The sequence below is a fragment of the Streptomyces sp. CNX435 genome (assembly GCF_059570575.1).
The window spans coordinates 236,897-257,572 of record NZ_JCANTA010000008.1 but is presented as its reverse complement, the minus strand read 5'-3'; the positions used below and the strand labels follow the sequence as shown (position 1 = coordinate 257,572).

Sequence of the window (20,676 nt, the reverse complement as noted above, 5' to 3'; positions counted from 1 at the left end):
TCTTCCAGGTCGCGGTGGCGTCCTGCTTGTCGGAGTGGGCCAGCACGAGCACCCCGTCCAGGTCCACGATCACCTGCCCTGCGGCATCCGGAGCCGCGTTCTTGGCCAGCCTCCAGACGCGCTCGCGGGCTCCGGCCCGCGCAGCCCGTATCGCGGCCAGGGCCTTCGGCCCAGCGGCGGCGAGGGTGTCGATGAGCCGGGAGACCGTCGGGTCAGAAGCGACTTGTCCGAACACGGCCGGCTCAGCCCGCAGCATCCCGGCATCCGCGAGGCAGTCCCCGCCCAGCGCGACCGCGAGCGCCACATCCAGCACGATCTTCCCCGGATCGTGCACCGCCCGCGGACGTCGCCACGGAGCCAGAGCACCCGATATCGCCTGGTCCAGCCCGGCCTTGCGGATTGTCTCCACCAGCAACACGGCCCCGGCCTGGGACACCACCCCGTGGCCACCGCCCTCAACGCGAACACGCGGATAGGACCCGATACGCTTCTTCACCTGGGAAGTGCCTCCGACAGCGGCAGGAACAAGGACCTCGATAATCCTTATTCTTGCTGGTCAGAGGCACTTCTCGCTTGCGTGACCACCTATCGGACAACCCACTTCATGAAAGCCCGAGGCTAACGACCCCCGATCTTCGGCTGCCGCGCGGTCGGAGTGATCGCGTTGGAAACGCGCTCCCCGTACACGAGCGCGCCCAGAATTGTTCCATCGCCGGGGGCGAGTATCGCTAGACGAGCTTCCCCTCGAACGGAAATATCGCATCCTCGACGGTGGGCCGCAGACCTCATTACGGTGGACAAGCCGTTTCATCAGTGAGAGTTCGTTCAAGGGGAGTCGCTACGTCTCCTCTCTTGGCTTAGGTGGATCGGGAACTGTCACCTTGGCTGATGACGGCGAGGGTGTGGAGGAGAGGCCGGTCGGCGGTCGGGCCGGTAGGGCTTCCTGTTCCAATAATCTGGCTCCCGCCAGGTATAGGCCCTTCTGCCCAGCGGAAGGGAGGCTCCTGCTCGTTGGCGACCCGTACGGTCGCCGCTGCTCCGTGCAGTCGTAGGCGCGGTCTATTGGGCCGGGCTCGGGCAGCGGGTCTATCTGGCCCTCCGCGGTTGGCCTGTCCACACGGGCCTGGTGCTCAAGCCTCAGGCAGGCGATTGGCCATCTCGACCACAAAATCTGAAGGGCCATCAGGCCGCCAGTAACCATTCTTCGTGTGGTACCCGGGGCCGACGATCAGGTGTAGGGCCCTTTCAGCCCTGGTCAGCGCCACATAGAAGGTGCGTCGCTGTTCCGCGAGCTCCTGCGGCGTGGGACTTCGCCATCTGCCTCGGTCGGCAACGTTGCGTGGGATTATGCCGTTGAGCAGCCCGGGGAGGATCACCGTGTCGAACTCCCGGCCCTTGGCTGCGTGATACGTGGTGAGGAGAACTTTGCCGATCACCTGTTCCCTTTGGGCGAGGTCCTGCAGCAGGAGGCCCTTGGATCGGCACAGGCGAGTTAGTTCGTGCAGACAGTTGGTGTTGTCCTGATCGGGGTGCGATGCGGCGACTGCATCCAGTTCCAGGCCCGAGCGCATCTGCTGGAGCCAGTCCTGGGCGGGTGCGTCGGCCGGGTAGGGCGGCTGGGGGTCAAGGTAGATCTGTAGTGCCCGCGGCAAGGCCAGCCGCGAGGTTGGAGGCGGGAGATGAGCGTCGGTACGCAGTGCTGTGAGGGTACGGGCCAGGGCGGCGAGCGACGGTGCTTCGGCTCGTCGCAGCATGCTCGGGCGGTCGGCGCCCGGGGCGGCGTGTATCTGGGAGTTGGTCACAGCGCGGCTCGCACAGCGCTGGATGAATCGCGAGAGCGCGCCATCGGGCAGTTCCTCGTCCCGCTCGTAGAGGAACGGCAGTTGGCGATGCGTCAGTTCAGCGTTGAGGGCGTCGAGCAGCGGGCCGCGCTGCGGATAGAGGACGGCGATCCGCTCCAGGCCGATCCGCTGGCGCTCTGCCTGCTGAACGAGATCGCAGGCTAGGCGCGCATGCTCGCCGAGCGCCCCGTCGGCCTTTATGAATTTGACATCTCCGGAGGGTGCGTCGTCGCGTGCCCGGCGCCCCCGGGGCATACCCAGGGCGGCTTCTGCAGCGGTGATGATGTCCTGACCGCTTCGATAGTTGATGTCGAGTTCCAGGTCACGGAAGTCACTCCGGGTCGCCAAAGCGGTCAGATATCTGGGGTCGGCTCCGCTGAATCCGTAGACGGACTGGTCGGTGTCCCCGACCGCGAAGACCGTGATGCCGGCCAGGTCGTGCAGAGCCAGCACCAGTTCGTGCAGGACTCCGCCGAGATCCTGGTACTCGTCCACGATCAGATGAGGAAACCGTGCGTGCAGCAGATCGCGAACCGCCGCGTGCTCACGGACAATGCGTACAGCGCGCGTCACCATGGCCTCGAAGTCGATCTCTTCGCGGACGAGGAGCTGGTCCGCGTAGAGGCGGGCTGCCTGCACTTCGCGCGGGTCGAAGCCTCCCAGCGGCTCCTCGCAGGCCAGGGCGCGGCGAATCCGTGTGCATTCGGCGGTACGGTGCTGAGCGAGGACCTCGCCGATGCCCACCTGGTCGAAGCAGTACTGCAGGAGCCCTTCGGTGGCCGACTTGTTCAGGACCTGTCCAGCTTGAGGTGCTGGCTCGCGGGTGATCGGGGTGAAGGCCCGCAGGATCTCGTTCAGACAGAAGGCGTGGACCGTAGAGCAGGTGATCCGTCCTTCGGCGCGCACACCGCTGTGCAGGACGCGGCGGCGGATCTCGTCGGCCGCGCCATTGGTGTACGTGATGCACGCTACGCCCCGAAAGGGTGAGATCTGTGTCTGCAGCAGATAGGCGATGCGGGTGACAAGGGTGTGGGTCTTGCCGCTGCCTGGCCCGGCCCGTAGGACGACGCTGCCGGGGTGCACGACGGCGGTGCGCTGCTTGCAGTTCAGGTCCTCGAGTTCCCGCAGGAGGGTCTCACTGATCAGCATCGGTGCCCTGCTTGCTGTCGTCGGAAGGGTCCGAGCCGACGGCGAACAGCGGGGTTCCGCGTGCGGTCAGCGAGATCTTGTCCAGGGCAAGGAAGAGGAAGGCGGTGCTCCCCAATCGGCGCAGGGCCTGCGTGTCCAGGGGAGTGTCATCGTCGATGTTGGCCCCTGCGCGGACGCTGGTTGGCAGATCCACGTGCGCGAGGTGGGCAGCGAGCCGCTGTGCGAATCGTCCCTTGCCTAGGTCGGAGATGCGCTTGAGCATATCCTTGCGGGCATCGGGGTCGAGCGTCTCCGCCTGTTCGCCGCTGACGCCGAGGCGCACCTCATCGATCGCGGCGGCGTTGTCGCTCAGCTCCTGAAATGCGTTGATGATCTCTTCGCCGAACATCGGGCACAGGTCCGATTCCAGAGTCTGGGCGCCGACGTAGACGCCGATGCTCTCCAGATCGCTGGCTAGCGGAACGCGGTTGCAGTGGTAGCTGGCTGAACCGGGCTCGGGCAGCAACGCGATCTGATCCAAGAGCTCCTTGGACCGCGCGGCGTCGGGGTGGAGATTCGCGGCGCGCTTGAGGCCGGCTTCCCGCCGGCCCCGCTTGTCGGGGGCAGCGTCGCCGTCCGTGATCACCACATGAGGGGTGTTGAGACCCTGCGGGCCGAGGAGGGCACGGTAGGGCCTGAAGTCGGTTCCATGGGCGCTGGCTACGACGACTCCGTAGGCATCAAGGTCGAATCCCGCGGCGGCAGCCAAAGCGGGAAGGACGTACAACTCGGCTAGTCCTTCGACGAGGATGACCGCGGAGGCGAACAAGACCTCGGCGCGACTGATGTCGATGTAGCGCTCGAGATCCGCCGCCTCGTTGCTACTGACGGGGAGCGCGGCGGTGCTCGCCCCGGTGGTGCCGTTCTCGGTGCCGCGCAGCACGATAAAGGACCGCACCGGGGTGACCGCGGCGATGTGAGGGCTGTGGGTGGTAAGGATGAGTGGCTGACCACTGCGCAGCAGGTAGCCGAAAAGGTGCCGCTGGAGGCTGACGTGAAGGTGTGCTTCGGGTTCTTCTAGGGCCACCAGGGTGGCGACGAACTGATCGTCGAGGCGCTGCTGGGCGAGGGCTTCCAGCAGCAGGCCGAGGTAGATGACGTTGGCACTGCCCAGGCTGGTGTCGGAGATGCCCCTGCGATGTGCCGTGTCGAAGAACAGCCGGACGGCGCGAATCAGTTCGTCGGGCTTTGAGGAGGCGAATCCCAGAGTGGGCTGCACCGCCAGACGCGGTCCGAACATGGCTCCGAGCCGGTCGGTCAGGTGCCGCTCCAGTTTGGCGACGTTGCCGTCCTCGGCGAGCTGATCGACCGCGGTAGCGATCGCAGAGGCTGTGGCCTGCAGGTTGGCCGGGTTCAAAGGCAACCTCTCAAGCAGATCGCGCAGCGGGCTACGCCGCCAGCTGTGCAGGTCGCTCTCTGCGTCCCGCAAGGCCGGCAAGACGCGCAAAGCCACTTCCCGGCGAATGACACGAAGATCTGTAGTCTCGCTGGAGCCCGCGAACGCAATGAAGTCATAATCCTGCGCGGTCAGTGGCCGATTCGTGGACTGCAAGCCGTTGTCAGATGCGGTCACGATCTCGACACGGGGAGCGAAACGATAGGTCAGCCGGGCGGTGTAGGGATCGAAGTCCACCGTGGCAGCCGACAAAATGCTCTTGGCATCGTCGTCGGTATCGAACCCCTGCAGGTCCACCACGACGGTCGCCTCGGCCCCACCGGCTAGGCCGGACGGGTGCCCCTCCCAGATGTCCTCCTCACGCAGTGTGCGCTGCGAGTCGGGCAAGGATGGATCGAGCACCAGGCGGATCGCCTCCAGCAGGTTCGACTTCCCGACACCGTTCTCACCGACGATCACCGCGTGGGCGGGGAAATCGTCGATGACAAGGTGCTTGAAGTTGCGGAAGTTGCGTACCTCAATCCGCGAGATATGCAGGCACATTCGTCCCCCTTGCCCCCTGTGTGACGTTCGTTCCCGACTAGCTTTCCAGAACTTCCCATGATCGGTGGTTATTCTCGGGTTTTCCCGTCGTCTCATGCATCGGTATGGAACACGAGGTGCCATCCGTCTCCTGACCAGGGCTTCTACAAGTTCTGGGTACGAGCGGGTTGTCGATGAAGAGCCGGACCCAGGCGACGTGTTCGGGTACGTCCCGGATTGCTCGGTGGTCTTGGCGATGTTGCCCGCTCCCAGCAGCCGCAGTCGGCCGATGGTCACGTTCCGGAAGGAGGCCATCGTCCGCGGCCCGGTGCCGGTGGAGGTGTCCTCGGCGAAGGTCTGGTCGCGGATGTGGTGGCTGGAGTTTTTCCACAGTCCAGCGGTGAGGAGCGCTCTCCTGCTCCCGGCGGGCAGCCCTGTCGGTTGGGGAGGGTCCTCGCCGACGGTGCCCGTGCAGTAGGCCGAGCCTGATGCCTCCGGCCCGGCGGCATCAGGCTCCCCGCCTCACAGCTCATCGGCACCCTTGACTCGGCCGAACCGGAAGCTCTCGCCGTGATCCGCTCGACCCGAGCCGAAGGAGGGTGCCGGTAAGAACATGCCAACGGTTCGGAGGCTAGGTTCGCGCACGGTGCCCCGCTCGTTCCACCTCTGCCCCGACACCAAGATCGCGTTACACATCCATTACACAAACGCGCGGGAACTTCCGGGAAACCGCAGGTAGAGACGTTGCACATCCTGACGTGGGAAACGGCCCCGACCCAGGTAAACGCCCAGGTCAGGGCCGTGAAGGTGGACGAGTCGGCCTGTACGCCGGGTTCTGTCTCCCGGGGGCCTTGCGGCCGCCGGGGAGGCGGTCATCCATCTGGGACCGGTGTTGCCACCGGCCTCGTGCGGTCTACCCGCGGACTCGGGCGGGCTGCCCTCGGTCGTCCGCGCAGGGTCGCTTCCGCGGCCCCTCTTGACCTTGCTCCGGGTGGGGTTTACCTAGCCGCCCGGGTCACCCCGGGCGCTGGTGGTCTCTTACACCGCCGTTTCACCCTTACCGGGAGCCGCAGCCCCCGGCGGTCTGTTTTCTGTGGCACTGTCCCGCGGGTCACCCCGGGTGGGCGTTACCCACCACCCTGCCCTGTGGAGCCCGGACGTTCCTCGGCGACCCCTGGGTGGGATCGACGCGACCGCCCGGCCGGCTCGTCCGCCGTGGGACCCATGCTAGCTGCAGCGACGGACTCCCCGCCGCCGGGCGGGCCCGGGGTCGCCGAGGCGGCGGTGGCCAGGAAGGAGCCGGCCAGGATGAGGACGAAGGCGGCGGCGATGGTGCCGGTCAGGGACTCGTCGAGGAAGGCGACGCCCGCGGCGACCGCCACCGCCGGGTTGACGTACGTGAAGACCACCGCGCGCGTCGGGCCCACCTCGCGGATCAGCTCCAGGAAGACCACGAACGCCAGTGCCGTGCACAGCACCCCGAGGCCGGCGAGGGAGGCGAGCACCTTGCCCGACGGGGTCGTGTCCGGCCAGGTGGCGATGCCAGCCGGGGCGTAGACGAGCGCGGCCAGCAGCAGGCAGGGGGCGATGAGCTGCAGCGTCGGTACGTCCTTCAGCCGGCGGGCGATGATCAGCGGGGCGGTGGCGTAGCCCAGGGCGGTGAGCATGACCTCGGTGATCGCCCACGCCGAGCCGCCGCTCAGCTCCGGCGCCGCCAGCACCGCGACGCCCGCCAGGCCCAGCCCGAGGCCCAGCCAGCGGCGGCGGCCCAGGCGCTCCTCGTCGCCGAGGAGCCGGGCGAGGATCACGCCGATCGTCGGCACCGCGGCGATCAGCAGGCCGGCCATGGCGCTGGACAGCTTCCGCTCGGCGTCGGTCAGAGTCCACCACGGGCCGATGATCTCGATGCAGGCGAACGCCAGCATCGGCGCCCAGTGCGTCCGTACGGTACGGATCAGCCCTCCGCCGCGCAGTGCGAGCGGCAGCAGGACGAGCGCGCCCAGGGCGCACCGTACGAAGACCACCCCCGACGGCGACACCGCGTCCACCGCCACCTTGATCATCAGATACGGGACTCCCCAGATGACGCCCATGAGGAGGAAGAGAACCCAGCCGCGTGCAGTCATGCCGTTCAGGGTCCGGGGGGCGGGTGCCCGCTGTCTTGAATGGTGTTGCGGGGAGCGTCAGGGCCGTACGCTCCGGCGGTACGCCGCCGGAGTCGCGCCCAGCACCCGCCGGAACCACCGCGTCAGGTGCGCCTGGTCCGCGAACCCCACCAGCCCCGCCACCTCCGCCGGCCGGTGCCCCGCCTCCAGGAGCCCGCGCGCCCGCTCCACCCGGTGCTGCGCCAGCCAGGCGTACGGGGGCATGCCCATGGTGTCCCGGAACGCGCGCAGCACCTGGTACCGGGAGAGCCCGAGGTCGCAGCCGATCGCCGCCAGCGACGGCGGGTCCGTCAGCTCGTCCGCCAGCCGGTCCCGTACGGCCCGGGCGACGCCGCTTCCCAGCGCGGCGGTGACGGCCGGGCGGGCGCGGCCGTGCCGGCAGGCCAGGGCGGTGAGCAGCCACGGCAGCCGCGACTCCGCCTCCAGCGGCTCCGCGCCGCGGTCGACCGCGACGTGGGCGGCGCGCAGCGCGGCGGCCAGGGCGGGGTCGTCGATGACGGGGTCGGCGAAGTGCGCGTCGGTGCAGGTGCCGTCGGTCAGCAGCGCCATGGAGGGGTAGAACGCCCGGTATCCGTACCCGTCGTCGCCCTCCGGGCCGCCGGTGTGCGCCTCGCCGGGGGCGAGGACGACGATGGTGCCGGGTCTGGTCCGGACCCGTTCGCCTCGGTAGTCGATGATCTCGGCGCCGTGCGTGGGCACGCCGACGGCGAACTCGTGGTGCGCGTGCGGCGCGTAGCGGTGCTGGGTGAAGCACGCCGTCATCAGGTACAGGGACTGGTCCGCGCCCAGCGGCGTCCGCGCCCAGCGTCCGTACTCCTCGGGGCGCCGTCCCACGCCGTCCCGCGCACTTCCCTCGCCGCTCATGCGTCGCATTGTGCCGGGCGCCGCACCGCCCTTGCCAGCGGGATTCCGCGTCTGCCTACGATGCGCGGATGTCGGAGCGAGATCTGTCCCCGGAAGAGTTCCGCGAGCTGGGCCACGCCTACGTCGACTGGATAGCCGACTACCGCGCCCGCGTCGGCGAGCTGCCGGTGCTCCCCGGCGTCGAGCCCGGCTGGGTGCGCGAGCGGCTGCCCGCGGAGCTGCCGGAGGAGGGCGAGCCGCTGACGGCGGTGCTGGCGGACATGGACCGGGTCGTGGTGCCCGCCACCACGCACTGGCAGCACCCCGGCTTCTTCGCGTACTTCCCCGCCAACGCCTCCCTCGCCTCCCTCCTCGGCGACATGCTCTCCACCGGCCTCGGCTCCCAGGGCATGCTCTGGTCGACGTCCCCCGCCGGTACGGAGCTGGAGCAGCACCTGCTCGACCAGCTCGCCGGCGCCACCGGCCTGCCCGCCGACTTCACCTTCGCCGGCGGTGGCGGCGGCGTCATCCAGGACTCGGCGTCGTCGTCCTCGCTGGTCGCGCTGCTCGCGGCGCTGCACCGGACCTCCGGCGGCGCGTGGCGGACGGCGGGCCGGGACGGGCGCGAGGTGCTGTACGTCTCGGCGCAGACGCACTCCTCGCTGGAGAAGGCGGCGATCGCCGCCGGGCTGGGCGCGGACGCCGTACGGGTCGTGGCAGCCGAAGGCGATGCCCAGGCGATGTCGGCGGCGGCGCTGGCCGCGGCCCTTCGCGAGGACGTGGCCGCCGGGCGCCGGCCGGTGATGGTGTGCGCGACGATCGGCACCACCGGCACCGGCGCCGTCGACCCGGTGCGCGCGATCGCGGCGGTCTGCGCGGAGTATGGCGTCTGGCTGCACGTGGACGCCGCGTGGGCCGGCGCCGCCGCGTTCTGCCCCGAGCACCGCGGGCTCTTCGACGGCGCCGGGCTGGCGGACTCGTACAGCACCGACGGGCACAAGTGGCTGCTCACCGCCTTCGACTGCAACCTCTTCTGGACCCGCGACACCACCACCCTCACCGGCGCCCTGACCGTGCTGCCGGAGTACCTGCGCAACGCCGCCAGCGAGTCCGGCGCCGTCGTCGACTACCGCGACTGGCACCTGCCCCTCGGCCGCCGCTTCCGCGCGCTGAAGCTGTGGACGGTGCTGCGGCGCTTCGGCCTCGCGGGCATCCGGGCCCACGTGCGCCGGCACGTCGGCCTGGCCGCCGAGCTGGAGTCGTGGGTCGCGGCCGACGCGCGCTTCGCGCTCGGCGTGCCGCGGAGCCTGGCGCTGCTGTGCCTGTACGTCGCCACCGGCCGCGGCACCGACGCCGACAACGCCGCCACCAAGGCGGTGCTGGAGCGGATCAACGCCGGCGGGCGGTCGTACGTCACGCACACCGTGGTCGACGGCCGCTACCTGCTGCGGGTGGCGATCGGCGGCCTGGAGACGGAGGAGCGGCACGTACGGGCGCTGTGGGACGACCTGTGCGCCGCGGCGGACGCCGTGACCGGCGGTGTGGCGGGACAGGCCCCGGCCGTCGCGGGCTGAGCACCCCGGCCCCGGGCGCCGCGGGCGTCGCCGCTTGACCTTGTCGCGACGTCAACGTTTCTACTGAAGCCATGCGAATCGGAGAGCTCGCCGCGCTCGCCGGGGTCACCACCCGTACCGTGCGGCATTACCACCGCATCGGGCTGCTGCCCGAGCCCGCCCGCCGGGCCAACGGCTACCGCGTCTACACCCTGCGCGACGTCGTCGAGCTGGCCCGCGTCCGCCGCCTCACCGAGCTGGGCCTCGGCCTGGACGAGGTCCGCGACGTGCTCGCCGACGACGCCGGCAAGGAGCTGCACGAGATCCTCGCCGAGCTGGACGCCGACCTCGCCCGGCAGGAGGACGCCCTCCGGCGGCGCCGCGCCCGCCTCGCCGAGCTGCTGCGGCAGGCGGAGCGCGGCGGGCTGGCCCCCGAGGCGCCGGTGTCGCCGGAGCTGGCGGCGGTGTTCGCCGACATGTCCCGCGCCTCCGCCCGGCTCGGCGTCCCGGAGCCGGCGAGCGCGGCGAAGGAGCGTGAGCTGCTCGCGCTGCTGGACACCACCGCGGACGACGCGCACCGGGGCTGGCTGGCGGCGCTGCTGCACGCGCTCAGCGCGGACCCGGAGGCGATGACGCGGGCGTACGACATCTACGCCCGGCTCGATGAGCTGGCCGACGCCGAGGTCACCGACCCGCGCGTCGAGGAGCTGGCGCACGCCGTGCTCGCCGCCATGCCGGACGAGGCGCTGCGGCTCGTCACCGCCGGGCCGGACGTGGCCGCAGGGGGCCCGGCGGCGTACGCGGACGGGGAAGGCGGGGAACGCGGAGAAGGCGGGGAAGCCTTCGCGGAGGTCTTCTTCGCGGACTTCCCCCCGGCGCAGGCCGAGGTCATGCGCCGGGCGATGGCCCTGCTCGGAGAGCGGACGGGCGGGGCCGGCGAGGCGGGCGGGGCCGGGCGCGCCGACCGGCGGCGCAGGGCGAGAGGAGGCAGTGCGTCGTGAACGCGCTGCGCCGTACGGTCCGCTGGGCCCTGGCCTCGCTCGTACCCGGCGAGCTGGTGCTCGTGCTGTGCCTCGCCTCGGGCGTACGCGTCCCGGCCCCCGCGCTGCGCGTCGTCGAGGCCGCCGTCCTGCTGGTCACCGTGGCCCTCGGCACGCTGCTCGCCGTCGACTACCGCCGCCACCGCGGCGCCGGCCTGGCGCGCCGCGCCGCCGGTCTGGAGGCCGTACGGGACAGCGTCCCGGCCGCCGTGCGCAAGCTCACCGTGCACGAGGTGAAGCTCTTCACCGCCACCCTGCGCTGGCTCGCCCGCCGCCCGAAGCACGGCGTCGGGCCCGGCGACACGGCCGTCGCGTACGCCCCGGGGCAGGCGTTCACGTTCTACGGCTTCCTCTTCGTCTCGGTCGTCGAGACCGTGGCGCTCGCCCTCGTCATCCCCTGGCCGGTGGTGCACGCCGTCGTGCTGGTCCTCGACATCTGGGGGATCTACTTCATCCTCGCGCTGCAGGCGGCCTGCGTGGTCCGGCCGCACGTCGTCGGCGCGGACGGCTCGCTGCGCGTACGGTACGGGGTCCTGCTGGACATCCCCGTACCGGCCGAGCTGATCGCGAACGCCCGGCTGGAGCGCCGCTTCCCGGACGGCGGCGGGCTGCTGAGGCTGGACGGCGAGGGCACGGCCGACCTCGCCGTCGGAGGGCAGACGACCGTGACCGTCGAGCTGACGGAGCCGGTGCGGTTCGTCCGGCCGCTGGGCAAGCCGGCCGAGGCGCGGCTGCTGCGGTTCTACGCCGAGGACCCACGGCCGGTGGTCGACGCCCTGCGCCGGGCGCGCGCGGTGTCGCCGCCCGCTCAGGAAGCCGGGGTGAAGCGCACCGGTGACACCCCGGGCTCCGCCGCGGTCAGCCGTACGCGCAGCCGGTGGCCGAGCGGCAGCGGCTCCGCGACCGCGGTGCCCGGCCCGTCCGGGGCGCCGACGGAGCCCGCGAGCGAGTCCACGGCGCCAGGAGTGCCCGCCTCGCCGGCCGCGCGCACCGCACCCGCAATACCCGCCGACTCCGCCGCACCCGCGGCCTCCGCGGCACCCGCCGAGCCCGCCGAGCCGCCCGACTCCACCCGCCCGATGACCGCCGGCTCGTAGAGCTGCACCGTGCCCCGCGTCGGCCGGCGCTCGTCCACCTCCACCACGTGCCCGTCGAATGTCTCCCCGATCCGCCCGTTCATGATCGCCGCCTCGACCAGGTCCACGCACGCCCGCTCCAGCCGGCCCGCCCGCCGCGCCCCCTCCGCCATCACCTCGGCGATGCCGCCCAGCGCCTCCCGCACCCACTCCGGCGCGGGCTCGCCGGCCACCGCCGCCACGCACAGCTCCCCGGCGTACCGGTCGACCAGCCGCCGCAGCGGCGCCGTGCAGTGCGCGTACTCCTCGGCCACGGCGGCGTGCACCGCCTCCCGCCGCACCGGCGGGGCACCGTCGAAGGCGGTGTACCCGGCGCCGCGCAGCAGCGCGGTGCACTGCTGCAGGAACGCCGCGTGGTTGGCCATCTGCGGGTTGAGCGAGCGGACCAGCTCGGGGTAGTCGAGGCCCTCGGGCCAGTCGACGCCCAGCGCGCGGGCCACCCGGTGCAGGTATGTCAGGGCGTCGCGGCGCGCGGGCGGCAGGGTGCGCAGGACACCGGTGCCGGAGGCGAGCATGAGGTCCGCGGCGGCCATGCCGGTGAGCAGGGACAGCTGGGCGGTCCAGCCGTGGGCGGGCAGCGGGGCGCGGTACTCCAGCGCGTAGCGGCCGTGCCGCTGCACCACCTCCTGCTCCGGTACGCCCAGCGAGATCCCGCCGCGCTCGCGCTCCAGCTCCTCGCGCAGCAGCCCGACGTCGCGGAGCAGCGCGACCGGCTCCTCGGCCGTGCCCTCGTCGATGGTCTGCTGTACGCCGCCGTAGTCGAGCCGCGCGCGGCTGCGTACGAGCGCGCGGGCGACGCTGACCTCGGCGATCTGCCCGCTGGAGTCCAGGTCGATCTCCCACAGCAGCGCTGGGGCGGTCTGGTCGGGCAGCAGGCTGGCGGCGCCTTCGGAGAGCTGCTCGGGGTGCAGGGGCACGCGGGTGTCGGGGAAGTACAGGGTGGTCACGCGGCGGCGCGCCTCGGCGTCGACCGCCCCGCCGGGGACGACGAACGCGGCGACGTCGGCGATGGCGTAGCGGACCCGGAAGCCGCCGCCGCCCCGGCGGGCGACGTGGACGGCCTGGTCGAGGTCGCGGGAGCCGGGCGGGTCGACGGTGTAGAACGGGATGTCGGTCGCGTCGCGCTCGGGCAGCCGGGGCGCCTTCGCGGCGCGGTCGGCCTCGGCGAGCACCTCGGGCGGGAACGCCGCGGGTACGTCCTCGGCGGCGCGCAGCCGGCGGAGGGCGGTGCGGAGGGGGGCGTCCTCGGCGTCGTCGGCGTGCAGAATGCGTTGGGGCACGCATATCACCTTAATTCGGGCGAGCGCGTCGGGCGTGCCGCCGCGGCCGGATACGCCGCCCGCGCCCCAGGAGTGACCGTTCTGTCACCCGGCGGTTGGTAGAGGTGGAATCCCCCCACCCCCGGGAGAGGCATGTCGACCCCTCGTGTATCCCGTCAGCTGTCGCGCACGTGCACCGCGATCATCCTCGCCGCTCTCGTCGCGACCCTCCCGCCCGCGGCGGTCGTGAACCCGGCCACGAACCCGGCCATGCGCCCGGCCGCCGGCCCGGTGGCAAGCACCGCTCCGGCCGCCGAGGAGCCGGCCGGCCGGCCGCCCCCGCCCCTCGACGTCCTGGAGCGCCACTCCGGCATGGGCGACGGCCTGCTGTTCGTCGGACCGCAACACCCTGGTCGGCTGGGGGTCGGCGGGCCGCGTCTCGGAGTGCGACGCGAACGGGCGGCTGGTGTTCGACGCCGTCTTCCCGGCGGAGTACAGCTCCTACCGCGCGTACCGCGAGGAGTGGGAGGGCAAGCCGGAGACCGCGCCCGAGGTACGGATCGACGGCGCCTCCGGCGACGCGCACGCGGTGTGGAACGGCGCCACGGAGGTCGCCGCCTGGCGGGTGCTGGCCGGGGACGCGCGGGACCGCCTGAGGCCCGTCGCCCGGTCTCCCTGGGACGGCCTGGACACGGACGTCGACCTGCCGCCGGAGGCGGCGGACGTGAGGGCGGAGGCGCTGGACGAGCACGGCGCGGTGATCGGCGCGTCCCCGGTCACCGGGACCGGCGCGGGCTGAGCGCGGGGCCGAGCGCGCGCCGCCGCGTGCAGGCGGTGCGTGTTCAGACCTGCTGCAGCGGGCGGTGCGGTGCCGCCGGCAGCACCACGGCGACCGGGTCTCCGGGACGTACCACGCCACCCGTCAGCACCACGCTCATCACGCCCGCCCTGCGCACCACACGCCCCGCCGCGTCCCGGCCCACGACCTGCTTCAGCAGCCCGTCCTGGAAGTCGTCGATCTGGGCGCAGGGGTTGCGCAGCCCGGTGACCTCGACGACGGCCTCCGCGCCGAGGTGCAGCAGCGTGCCGGTGGGCAGGCCGAGCAGGTCGAGACCGCGGGTGGTGACGTTCTCGCAGAGCTCTCCGGGACGTACGGGAAAGCCCGCCGCGGCGACCTCGGCGAACAACTCCTCGTGGATCAGGTGCACCTGACGCAGGTTCGGCTGGGAGGGGTCGCGGGCCACCCGGCCGCGGTGCTTGACCGTGACGCCGGCGTGCACGTCGCCCTCCACCCCGAGGCCGGCCAGCAGGGTGATCGACTCGCGGGCCGGCTTGTGGAAGGTGTACTCGCCGCTGCTGCAGACCGCCGTGACCGTGCCGTCCATGTCCTGCGGACCCCCTCCGTCGTGACCGTCGCTCCCCTGCGAGCCTAACCGGCCGCGCCGACAGGCTGCGTTGAGCGGGCCGCGGCCGTCCGGCATGCGGGATCACACGTTATTGATTCGTACGGATTCGCGGGCGCATGGCAGCCTGACCCGCATGTTTGGAGTCACCGATCTTTCGACGTACCTCGCCGGGCTGGCCCTGATCATCCTGCTCCCCGGGCCCAACTCGCTCTACGTCGTCTCCGTCGCCGCCCGCCGCGGCGCCCGGGCCGGCTACCGCGCGGCGGGCGGCGTGATGTGCGGCGACATGGTGCTCATGGTGCTCTCCGCGGGCGGCGTGGCCTCGCTGCTGCAGGCCAGCCCGACGGCGTTCGCCGTGGTCAAGTTCGCGGGCGCGGGCTATCTGACCTGGCTGGCGGTCGGGATGCTGCGCGGGGCGTGGCGGATGTGGCGCGAGCGGGAGGTGCGGGCCGCCGCCCGGGCGGAGGGTGAACCGGCGCGGGCGGAGCCGGGGCGGGCGGAGCCGGCGCGCGCGGAGATGGAGCGTCCGTATCGCCGGGCGTTCGTCGTCAGCCTGCTCAACCCGAAGGCGATCCTGTTCTTCGTCTCCTTCTTCGTGCAGTTCATCGACCCGGCGTACGCGCACCAGGAGCTGACGTTCCTCGTCCTGGCGGCCTGGGCGCAGCTGTTCAGCATCACGTACCTGACCGCCCTGATATTCAGCGGCACCCACCTCGCCGCGCTCTTCCGCCGCAGGCGGCGGCTGACGGCGGGGATGTCGGCCGCGGCGGGCACGGCGTTCCTCGCCTTCGCCGCCAAGTTGTCGATGAGCAGCGCGTAATCCCATGGACGCCGATGCCGACGCCGACGCCGCCCGGGGGCTGCCCGGCCCTGACCACTGGGCAGCCCCCGGCACGCCGCGGATCCCGCGGCCCCGGGGACCGGCGGGCTCCCGCTGCCCCCCGCCGGTCCCCGTGGGTGTCAGAAGGGCGTCAGCGTCAGCGTGAGCTGCTGCGGCGCCCGGTCCTCGATGTACGACGCGAAGCCGGAGACGTCGTCGAAGGCGAACCCGTACGCCCGCCCGTCCTCCGACACCTCGTGCATCACCCGCGCGTAGTGGTTTGAGATGTCGGTGCCGTAGAAGCCGGCCGCGTCGGTGACCGGCTGGTCGGCGTGGTCGCGCAGCGTGGTGCGGTTCAGCGCCGCGCCCAGGATGGCGGCGACCGGGCCGGTGGTGCCGTCGTTCGGGGCGGCGAGCGTCCCGTCGCAGAACAGCACGTCGCGGGTGGGCGGCCGGTCGAAGGCCACGTCGGCGGGGCCGGTGAAGGACAGCCGGTCGCCGGCGACGCGGCCGGTGAAGGTACCGGCGTTCGTGGTGACCTTCAGGTCCTTGCCCGCGTACGCGGACCACACCTCGTCCACGTACCCGTCGAGGTATGCGCCGTCGAACAGCCCGGCGTCCAGCCCGTGCCCGGGCGCGATGACGCGCAGCCCGTCCGCGTCCACCAGCCGGTCGAAGCCCTCGGTGCCGGCCAGGGTGTCGAACACCTGCTGGCGGGCGCCGTCCTTGAGCGTCCCGGTCGTCTGGTCGGCGTCGCCCGTCAAACGGATGGACATCGGCACGCTGAACATGTCGACCATGGTGGTGTTGCAGAACATGCCGGAGTCGTTGAGCGTGAACTCCATGCAATCGTGTATCAGGGGGTAGTTGGGGTCGGTCGACACCCAACCGGCGGGGTACGCGAGCGCCGCGTTGCCGGCGCCGTCCGTGACCGCCTTCATCTTGAGCTTGCCGCCGAGGGCGACGTAGAGGCGGCCGGACATGTTCGGGAGGGTCAGGGTCGTGTCGCCGCTGCCGGCGAAGGGGATGGCGTAGTCGGTGTAGCCGTCGGAGCCGTTGTCGTCGAGCGCGATGGGCGCGAGCGTCCCGTCCGGCGTGAGGCGGACCTGCCGGCCGCCCTCGTTGCCGACGACGTAGATGCTGATCGAGGAGTTCTCGTACGCCCCGGTCTTGTTGACGACGGTCACGTCGAGGGCCGCGGCGGCGCCGCCCGCCCGCGTCGCGGAGAGCACCAGTGGTGTCCCCGCGGCGGCGGACGCGACGGCCAGTCCACCCAGGAGCCTGCGTCGCGAGATCACTTGGCGGCACCTCCGGACTGCTCGACGGACACGTAGTCGACGATCATCGGCACTCCGGGCCGGGTGGCGTCGGTGGGGGTGGCGTGGCCCGCGACGCCGTCGGGGAAGGCGCCGCCCATGGCCACGTTGAGGAGGAGGAAGTGGCCGTGGTGGGCGAGGTTGGCCCAGGTCTCCGCGCCGACCTGGTCGGCGTTGACGGAGTGGTACTGCTGGCCGTCCACGTACCAGCGCAGTTCCTCGACCGGGCCGCTGCGGTCCAGCTCCAGGGCGTACTCGTGGAAGCCGGACTGGCAACTGGTGTCCGGGCAGGCGCGGGAGGCGCCGAGGCCGTTGTTCTCGTTGCACGGGCCGCCGGGCGCGGTGCCGCAGTGCAGGACGCCCCAGACGCTGTTGACGCCGTTGACGTTCTCCATGATGTCGAACTCGCCGATGCCCGGCCAGTTCCAGTAGTTGCCGCGGTAGGCGTCGCCCAGGGTCCAGAACGCGGGCCAGTAGCCGAGGGCCTCGTCGCCGGTGATGTTCGGCATCTGGATACGGGCCTCGATGCGCATGACTCCGCCGGCGGGGGCCGCGAAGTCGGTGCGCTGGGTCTCTATCCGGGAAGACGTCCAGCCGCCGGAGGCGTCGCGGCGCGGGGTGATGGTGAGGTTGCCGTTGCCGTCCTTCTGGAGGTTCTCGGGGCTGTCCGTGTACGTCTGGATCTCGCCGGTGCCCCAGTTGGCCGGGCCACCGGGGTAGGACGTGCCGGTGTCGACGATCCAGTTCGCGGCGTCCGGCGGGGAGCCGGCGGCGCCGTCGAAGTCGTCGCGGAAGACCTCGGCGAGGGGCGCCGGGTCCGCCGCGTTCCCTTCGCCGTTCTCTTCGCCGGCCACCGCGGAGGGCAGGGTCAGGGCGCTGACCGCGGCGAGCGCCGCGACCGCGCAGAGCATGACCCTGCGCCACCGTCGTCGTGTTGCATGCATGTCTGGCTGCTCCTCGGGTGTGTGGGGGAATGAGGAGGTTCTCCCCTGGGGACGCGCGTGTTTGAGAGCGCTCTCAGGCTGTGTTGAGGCACACTGCCGAGTGCGCGGGCTACTGTCAAGGCCCACCGAGCGAAGAGGAGTTGAGGTGTCCGGGAACCGCCCCACGCTGGAGGCCGTCGCCGCCCGCGCCGGAGTATCGCGGGCCACGGTGTCGCGCGTGGTCAACGGCGGCGCGGGGGTGCGCGAGACGCTGCGCGAGCGGGTGCACCGTGCCGTGGCCGAACTGGGCTACGTACCGAACCAGGCCGCGCGCACGCTCGTCACCCGGCGCACCGGCGCGGTCGCCGTCGTCATCGCGGAGCCCGAGAGCCGGGTCTTCTCCGACCCCTTCTTCGCCCGGCAGCTGCGCGGGATCAGCGGGGCGCTGGCCGCGGCGGACACGCAGCTGGTGCTGCTGTACGTCGCGGACCGGGAGGACTACCCGCGCATCGGCCGGTTCCTGGCCGGCGGGCACGTGGACGGCGCCCTGATGTTCTCGCTGCACCGCGACGACCCGCTGCCGGGCATGGCCGCGGAGGCGGGGCTGCCGGTGGTCTACGGCGGCCGGCCGGGCTGGCCGGGGGCGGCGGGCGAGCCGGGGCTGCTGTTCGTGGACACCGACAACCGGGCCGGCGCGGAGCTGGCCGTACGGCACCTGCTGGGGCGGGGGCGGCGGCGGATCGCGCACATCGCGGGGCCGCTGGACCAGACGTCGGCGGTGGACCGGCTGGCGGGGTACCGGGCGGCGCTGGCGTCCGCCGGTGGGGGCGGTGGTGTCGCCGGGGCCGGTGAGCCCGGTGAGCCCGGTGAGCCCGGTGAGGCCGACGGGGTCGGCAGGGTTGCCGGGGTCGGCGGCGTCGCCGGGGGAGTGGGTTCGTACGAGATCCCGCCCGGGCCCGAGCTGGTCGCCGAGGGCGACTTCACCCCGGCCGGCGGCGAGCGTGCGATGGCCGAGCTGCTGGCCCGCGCCCCCGGCCTCGACGCCGTGTTCGCCGCCTCCGACCTCATGGCCACCGGCGCCCTGCGCACCCTGCGCGCGCACGGCCGCCGCGTCCCCGACGACGTCGCGGTCGTCGGCTACGACGACCTGGAGCCGGCGACCTGGACGGAGCCGCCGCTGACGACGGTGCACCAGGACGTCGAGGGGATGGGCGGCGTGATGGCCCGGCTGCTGCTGCGCAGCATGGGGGGTGGCCAGGAGCGCCAGGACCCGGTGGTGACGGCGCCGCGGCTGGTGGTCAGGGAGTCCGGCTGAGGCTGCGGCTTCCCTCCGGCTTCAGAAGCCCGCGCGGGCCGGTTCGTCCACCCGGGCCACCGACTCCTGCGCGAACTGCGCGGTGTAAGCGTCCCGGATCTCCTCGATCCGCCCGTCCTGCTCCTGCGCCTCGGTCAGCGGGTAGAGCAGATAGACCTCGTAGGACCGCTCGCGCTCGATCGTGCCGTGCCGGTCGCGGTACTGGCCCCGTACCCCGTCCACCGTCAGCCCCGCCGGGAAGCGCGGCGTGACGACCTCGTCGACGAACGCGCGGAACCGCCGGTCCGTGACGTCCGGGCCGCCGTCCGGACGTACCGTGCCGAAGATCAGGTGCGTCTGCACGTACGGGTCGAGATCCGCGGCCTGCGACAGGGCGGCCGGCGGGGCGGGGTCGCCGTCCGCGAGGGCGACGGGGGCGGCGACCGCGGCGGCGCCGGCGAGCGCCGCGGCGAGCGCGACCGCGGCGAGGCGGAGGCGTGGCTTCGTAAGGTTCACGACGGGGCAACGATCACCGGGACCGAAAGTTGCGCGGGCACGTCGGGGGCCGTTGTTTGTTTGCCCGTTGTTAGGCTTCACCTCACCGACCGGTGGCCACGCCGTTGCAGAATCGAGGCTCCTCCGGACGAGAAAGGCCCTTCCCATGCAGGAAGAGCGATTCACCGCGCCCACCTCCCCGGGCACGCGGTTGCTCCACATCGGCCCGCACAAGACGGGCACCACCGCCCTCCAAGGTGCCTTCCACCGGGCGCGCGGCGCCCTGCGGAAGCACGGCGTCGTGTACGCCGGGCCGGGCCGCCAGGCGAAGGACCCGGCGGTCGCGATCGCCAAGGCGGACCCGACGCCGGCGGAGCGGGAGACGTGGGAGGCGTTCTGTACGGAGGCGGCCGGGGCCGGCGATCTGCGGTTCTTCGCCAGCAGCGAGTTCTTCGCGACCGTCGGCGCCGAGGCCGCCCAGACGGCGGTGAAGGAGCTGGCGGGTGACCACTCCGTACACGTCGTCGTGACGCTGCGCCCGCTGCGGAAGATCATGCCGTCGCACTGGCAGCAGTACGTCAAGCACGGGCTCTGCGAGTCGTACGAGACCTGGCTCGACGCGATGCTGCGCAAGCCGCCGTACGAGGACCCCACCCCCGACTTCTGGCACATCCAGCGGCACGACGAGCTGATCGAGCGGTGGGCCGCGGCGGCGGGTCCGGAGAACGTGACCGCGGTCGTGGTCGACGAGGCCGAGCCGCTGTGGCAGTTCCGCGTCTTCGAGCAGCTGCTCGACCTGCCCGGGGGCGCGCTCGAACCGGAGGAGCGCCAGGGCAACTCCTCGCTCACGCAGAGCGAGGCGGAGCTGCTGCTGCAGCTCAACCGCAAGCTCCGGGACCGCAACTGGAGCTCGTGGCGGCAGAGCAAGGTGATCCGCGAGGGCGTGGTCCCGCGCCTCCAGTCGTACGAACCGGCGCCCGACGAGCCCCGTATCACCACCCCGCCCTGGGCGGAGACGGCGGTGGCGGAGGTCGCCGAGCGCGTCGCCGCGGGGATCGCGGCGTCGGGGGTACGGATCGTGGGCGACCTGTCCGCCCTGGCCCGCCGCCCGAGCACCCCGGCGGAGCCGGCGGCGCCGAGGGAGATCCCCACGGAGGCCGCGACGGAGGCGGTGCTCGGCGGCATACTGGCCTCGGCCGCCCTGGCGACGAAGACCACGCCGCCGCCGGTACCGGCCCCCTCGGTGCCGGAGGCGCGTGCGGCGCTGGAGGACAGGCCGGTGCGGAACGTGCCGGTGAAGGACCTGGTACGGGTGGTGGCCCGCCGCGCGGTGCGCAAGATGCGGGGCTGAGGGGCGGGAGTCGGCCACGGGTGCGAGTCGGTGACCCGGGCGGAGAACATCGGCCGTAACTCGCGGTAACTCTCTTCGCGTATTCGGGTAAACCGCCCGTGCGAGTCGGCTTTCGCCCTCTGGTGCGC

At 72.1% G+C, this 20,676-nt stretch carries 15 protein-coding genes, 1 other RNA gene and 1 pseudogene; 6 read left to right on the top strand and 11 right to left on the bottom strand.

Annotation, left to right across the window (positions count from 1 at the left end):
* The 6 genes and pseudogenes from T328_RS16805 to T328_RS16780 form a co-directional block, all read right to left on the bottom strand.
* A partial coding sequence (locus tag T328_RS16805) for a transposase (RefSeq protein ID WP_496494317.1) occupies positions 1-496 on the bottom strand: 496 nt, incomplete at its 3' end.
* A gap of 634 nt (positions 497-1,130) precedes the next feature.
* Positions 1,131-2,990 (bottom strand): ATP-dependent helicase, encoded by a 1,860-nt coding sequence (locus tag T328_RS16800; RefSeq protein WP_496496858.1) that lies wholly within the window; start codon positions 2,988-2,990, stop codon positions 1,131-1,133.
* Positions 2,977-4,968 carry an ATP-dependent nuclease gene (locus tag T328_RS16795; RefSeq protein WP_496496857.1) on the bottom strand — a complete coding sequence of 664 codons (1,992 nt, stop codon included), beginning with the start codon at positions 4,966-4,968 and terminating at the stop codon, positions 2,977-2,979. The genes T328_RS16800 and T328_RS16795 overlap by 14 nt, the downstream gene beginning before the upstream one ends.
* A 787-nt stretch (positions 4,969-5,755) precedes the next feature.
* An RNA gene (gene rnpB, locus T328_RS16790) (RNase P RNA component class A) lies at positions 5,756-6,156 on the bottom strand.
* Positions 6,157-6,293: 137 nt separating this feature from the next.
* A pseudogene (locus T328_RS16785) lies at positions 6,294-7,010 on the bottom strand (DMT family transporter); the annotation flags it as partial.
* A gap of 120 nt (positions 7,011-7,130) precedes the next feature.
* Positions 7,131-7,976: a helix-turn-helix domain-containing protein gene (locus tag T328_RS16780; RefSeq protein WP_496496856.1), complete on the bottom strand. Its 846-nt coding sequence runs from the start codon at positions 7,974-7,976 to the stop codon at positions 7,131-7,133.
* A gap of 68 nt (positions 7,977-8,044) precedes the next feature.
* Between T328_RS16780 and T328_RS16775 the strand changes: the two genes are divergently transcribed.
* Positions 8,045-9,529, top strand: coding sequence for a pyridoxal-dependent decarboxylase (locus T328_RS16775; protein WP_496496855.1), 1,485 nt, complete (start codon positions 8,045-8,047; stop codon positions 9,527-9,529).
* Between the two features lie 71 nt (positions 9,530-9,600).
* Positions 9,601-10,509: a MerR family transcriptional regulator gene (locus T328_RS16770; protein WP_496496854.1), complete on the top strand. Its 909-nt coding sequence runs from the start codon at positions 9,601-9,603 to the stop codon at positions 10,507-10,509.
* A gap of 847 nt (positions 10,510-11,356) precedes the next feature.
* Here the strand turns inward: T328_RS16770 and T328_RS16765 are convergent.
* Positions 11,357-12,964, bottom strand: a complete 1,608-nt coding sequence (locus tag T328_RS16765) for a ribonuclease catalytic domain-containing protein (RefSeq protein WP_496496853.1) — start codon at positions 12,962-12,964, stop codon at positions 11,357-11,359.
* Positions 12,965-13,409: 445 nt separating this feature from the next.
* Here T328_RS16765 and T328_RS16760 point away from each other — a divergent pair, with 445 nt between their 5' ends.
* Positions 13,410-13,742, top strand: a complete 333-nt coding sequence (locus T328_RS16760; RefSeq protein WP_496496852.1) for a hypothetical protein — start codon at positions 13,410-13,412, stop codon at positions 13,740-13,742.
* Positions 13,743-13,785: 43 nt separating this feature from the next.
* Here the strand turns inward: T328_RS16760 and T328_RS16755 are convergent, their stop codons facing one another.
* Complete coding sequence (locus T328_RS16755) at positions 13,786-14,328, bottom strand: MOSC domain-containing protein (protein ID WP_496496851.1); 543 nt, start codon at positions 14,326-14,328, stop codon at positions 13,786-13,788.
* A 154-nt stretch (positions 14,329-14,482) separates the two neighbouring features.
* Here T328_RS16755 and leuE point away from each other — a divergent pair, with 154 nt between their 5' ends.
* Entirely contained in the window at positions 14,483-15,169 is a 687-nt protein-coding gene (gene leuE, locus T328_RS16750; RefSeq protein ID WP_496496850.1) for a leucine efflux protein LeuE, read from the top strand.
* Positions 15,170-15,309: 140 nt separating this feature from the next.
* On the opposite strand, the gene T328_RS16745 is transcribed toward leuE, so the two are convergent.
* Positions 15,310-16,467 (bottom strand): beta-1,3-glucanase family protein, encoded by a 1,158-nt coding sequence (locus T328_RS16745; RefSeq protein ID WP_496496849.1) that lies wholly within the window; start codon positions 16,465-16,467, stop codon positions 15,310-15,312.
* Entirely contained in the window at positions 16,464-17,429 is a 966-nt protein-coding gene (locus T328_RS16740) for a glycoside hydrolase family 16 protein (protein WP_496496848.1), read from the bottom strand. The genes T328_RS16745 and T328_RS16740 overlap by 4 nt, the downstream gene beginning before the upstream one ends.
* A gap of 145 nt (positions 17,430-17,574) precedes the next feature.
* Between T328_RS16740 and T328_RS16735 the strand changes: the two genes are divergently transcribed.
* Positions 17,575-18,723, top strand: coding sequence for a LacI family DNA-binding transcriptional regulator (locus T328_RS16735; RefSeq protein ID WP_496496847.1), 1,149 nt, complete (start codon positions 17,575-17,577; stop codon positions 18,721-18,723).
* Between the two features lie 21 nt (positions 18,724-18,744).
* Here the strand turns inward: T328_RS16735 and T328_RS16730 are convergent, their stop codons facing one another.
* Positions 18,745-19,218 carry a DUF3574 domain-containing protein gene (locus tag T328_RS16730; protein ID WP_496496846.1) on the bottom strand — a complete coding sequence of 158 codons (474 nt, stop codon included), beginning with the start codon at positions 19,216-19,218 and terminating at the stop codon, positions 18,745-18,747.
* 145 nt (positions 19,219-19,363) lie between these two features.
* On the opposite strand from T328_RS16730, the gene T328_RS16725 reads away from it, so the two are divergent.
* Positions 19,364-20,548, top strand: a complete 1,185-nt coding sequence (locus T328_RS16725) for a hypothetical protein (RefSeq protein ID WP_496496845.1) — start codon at positions 19,364-19,366, stop codon at positions 20,546-20,548.
* Positions 20,549-20,676: the final 128 nt, after the last annotated feature.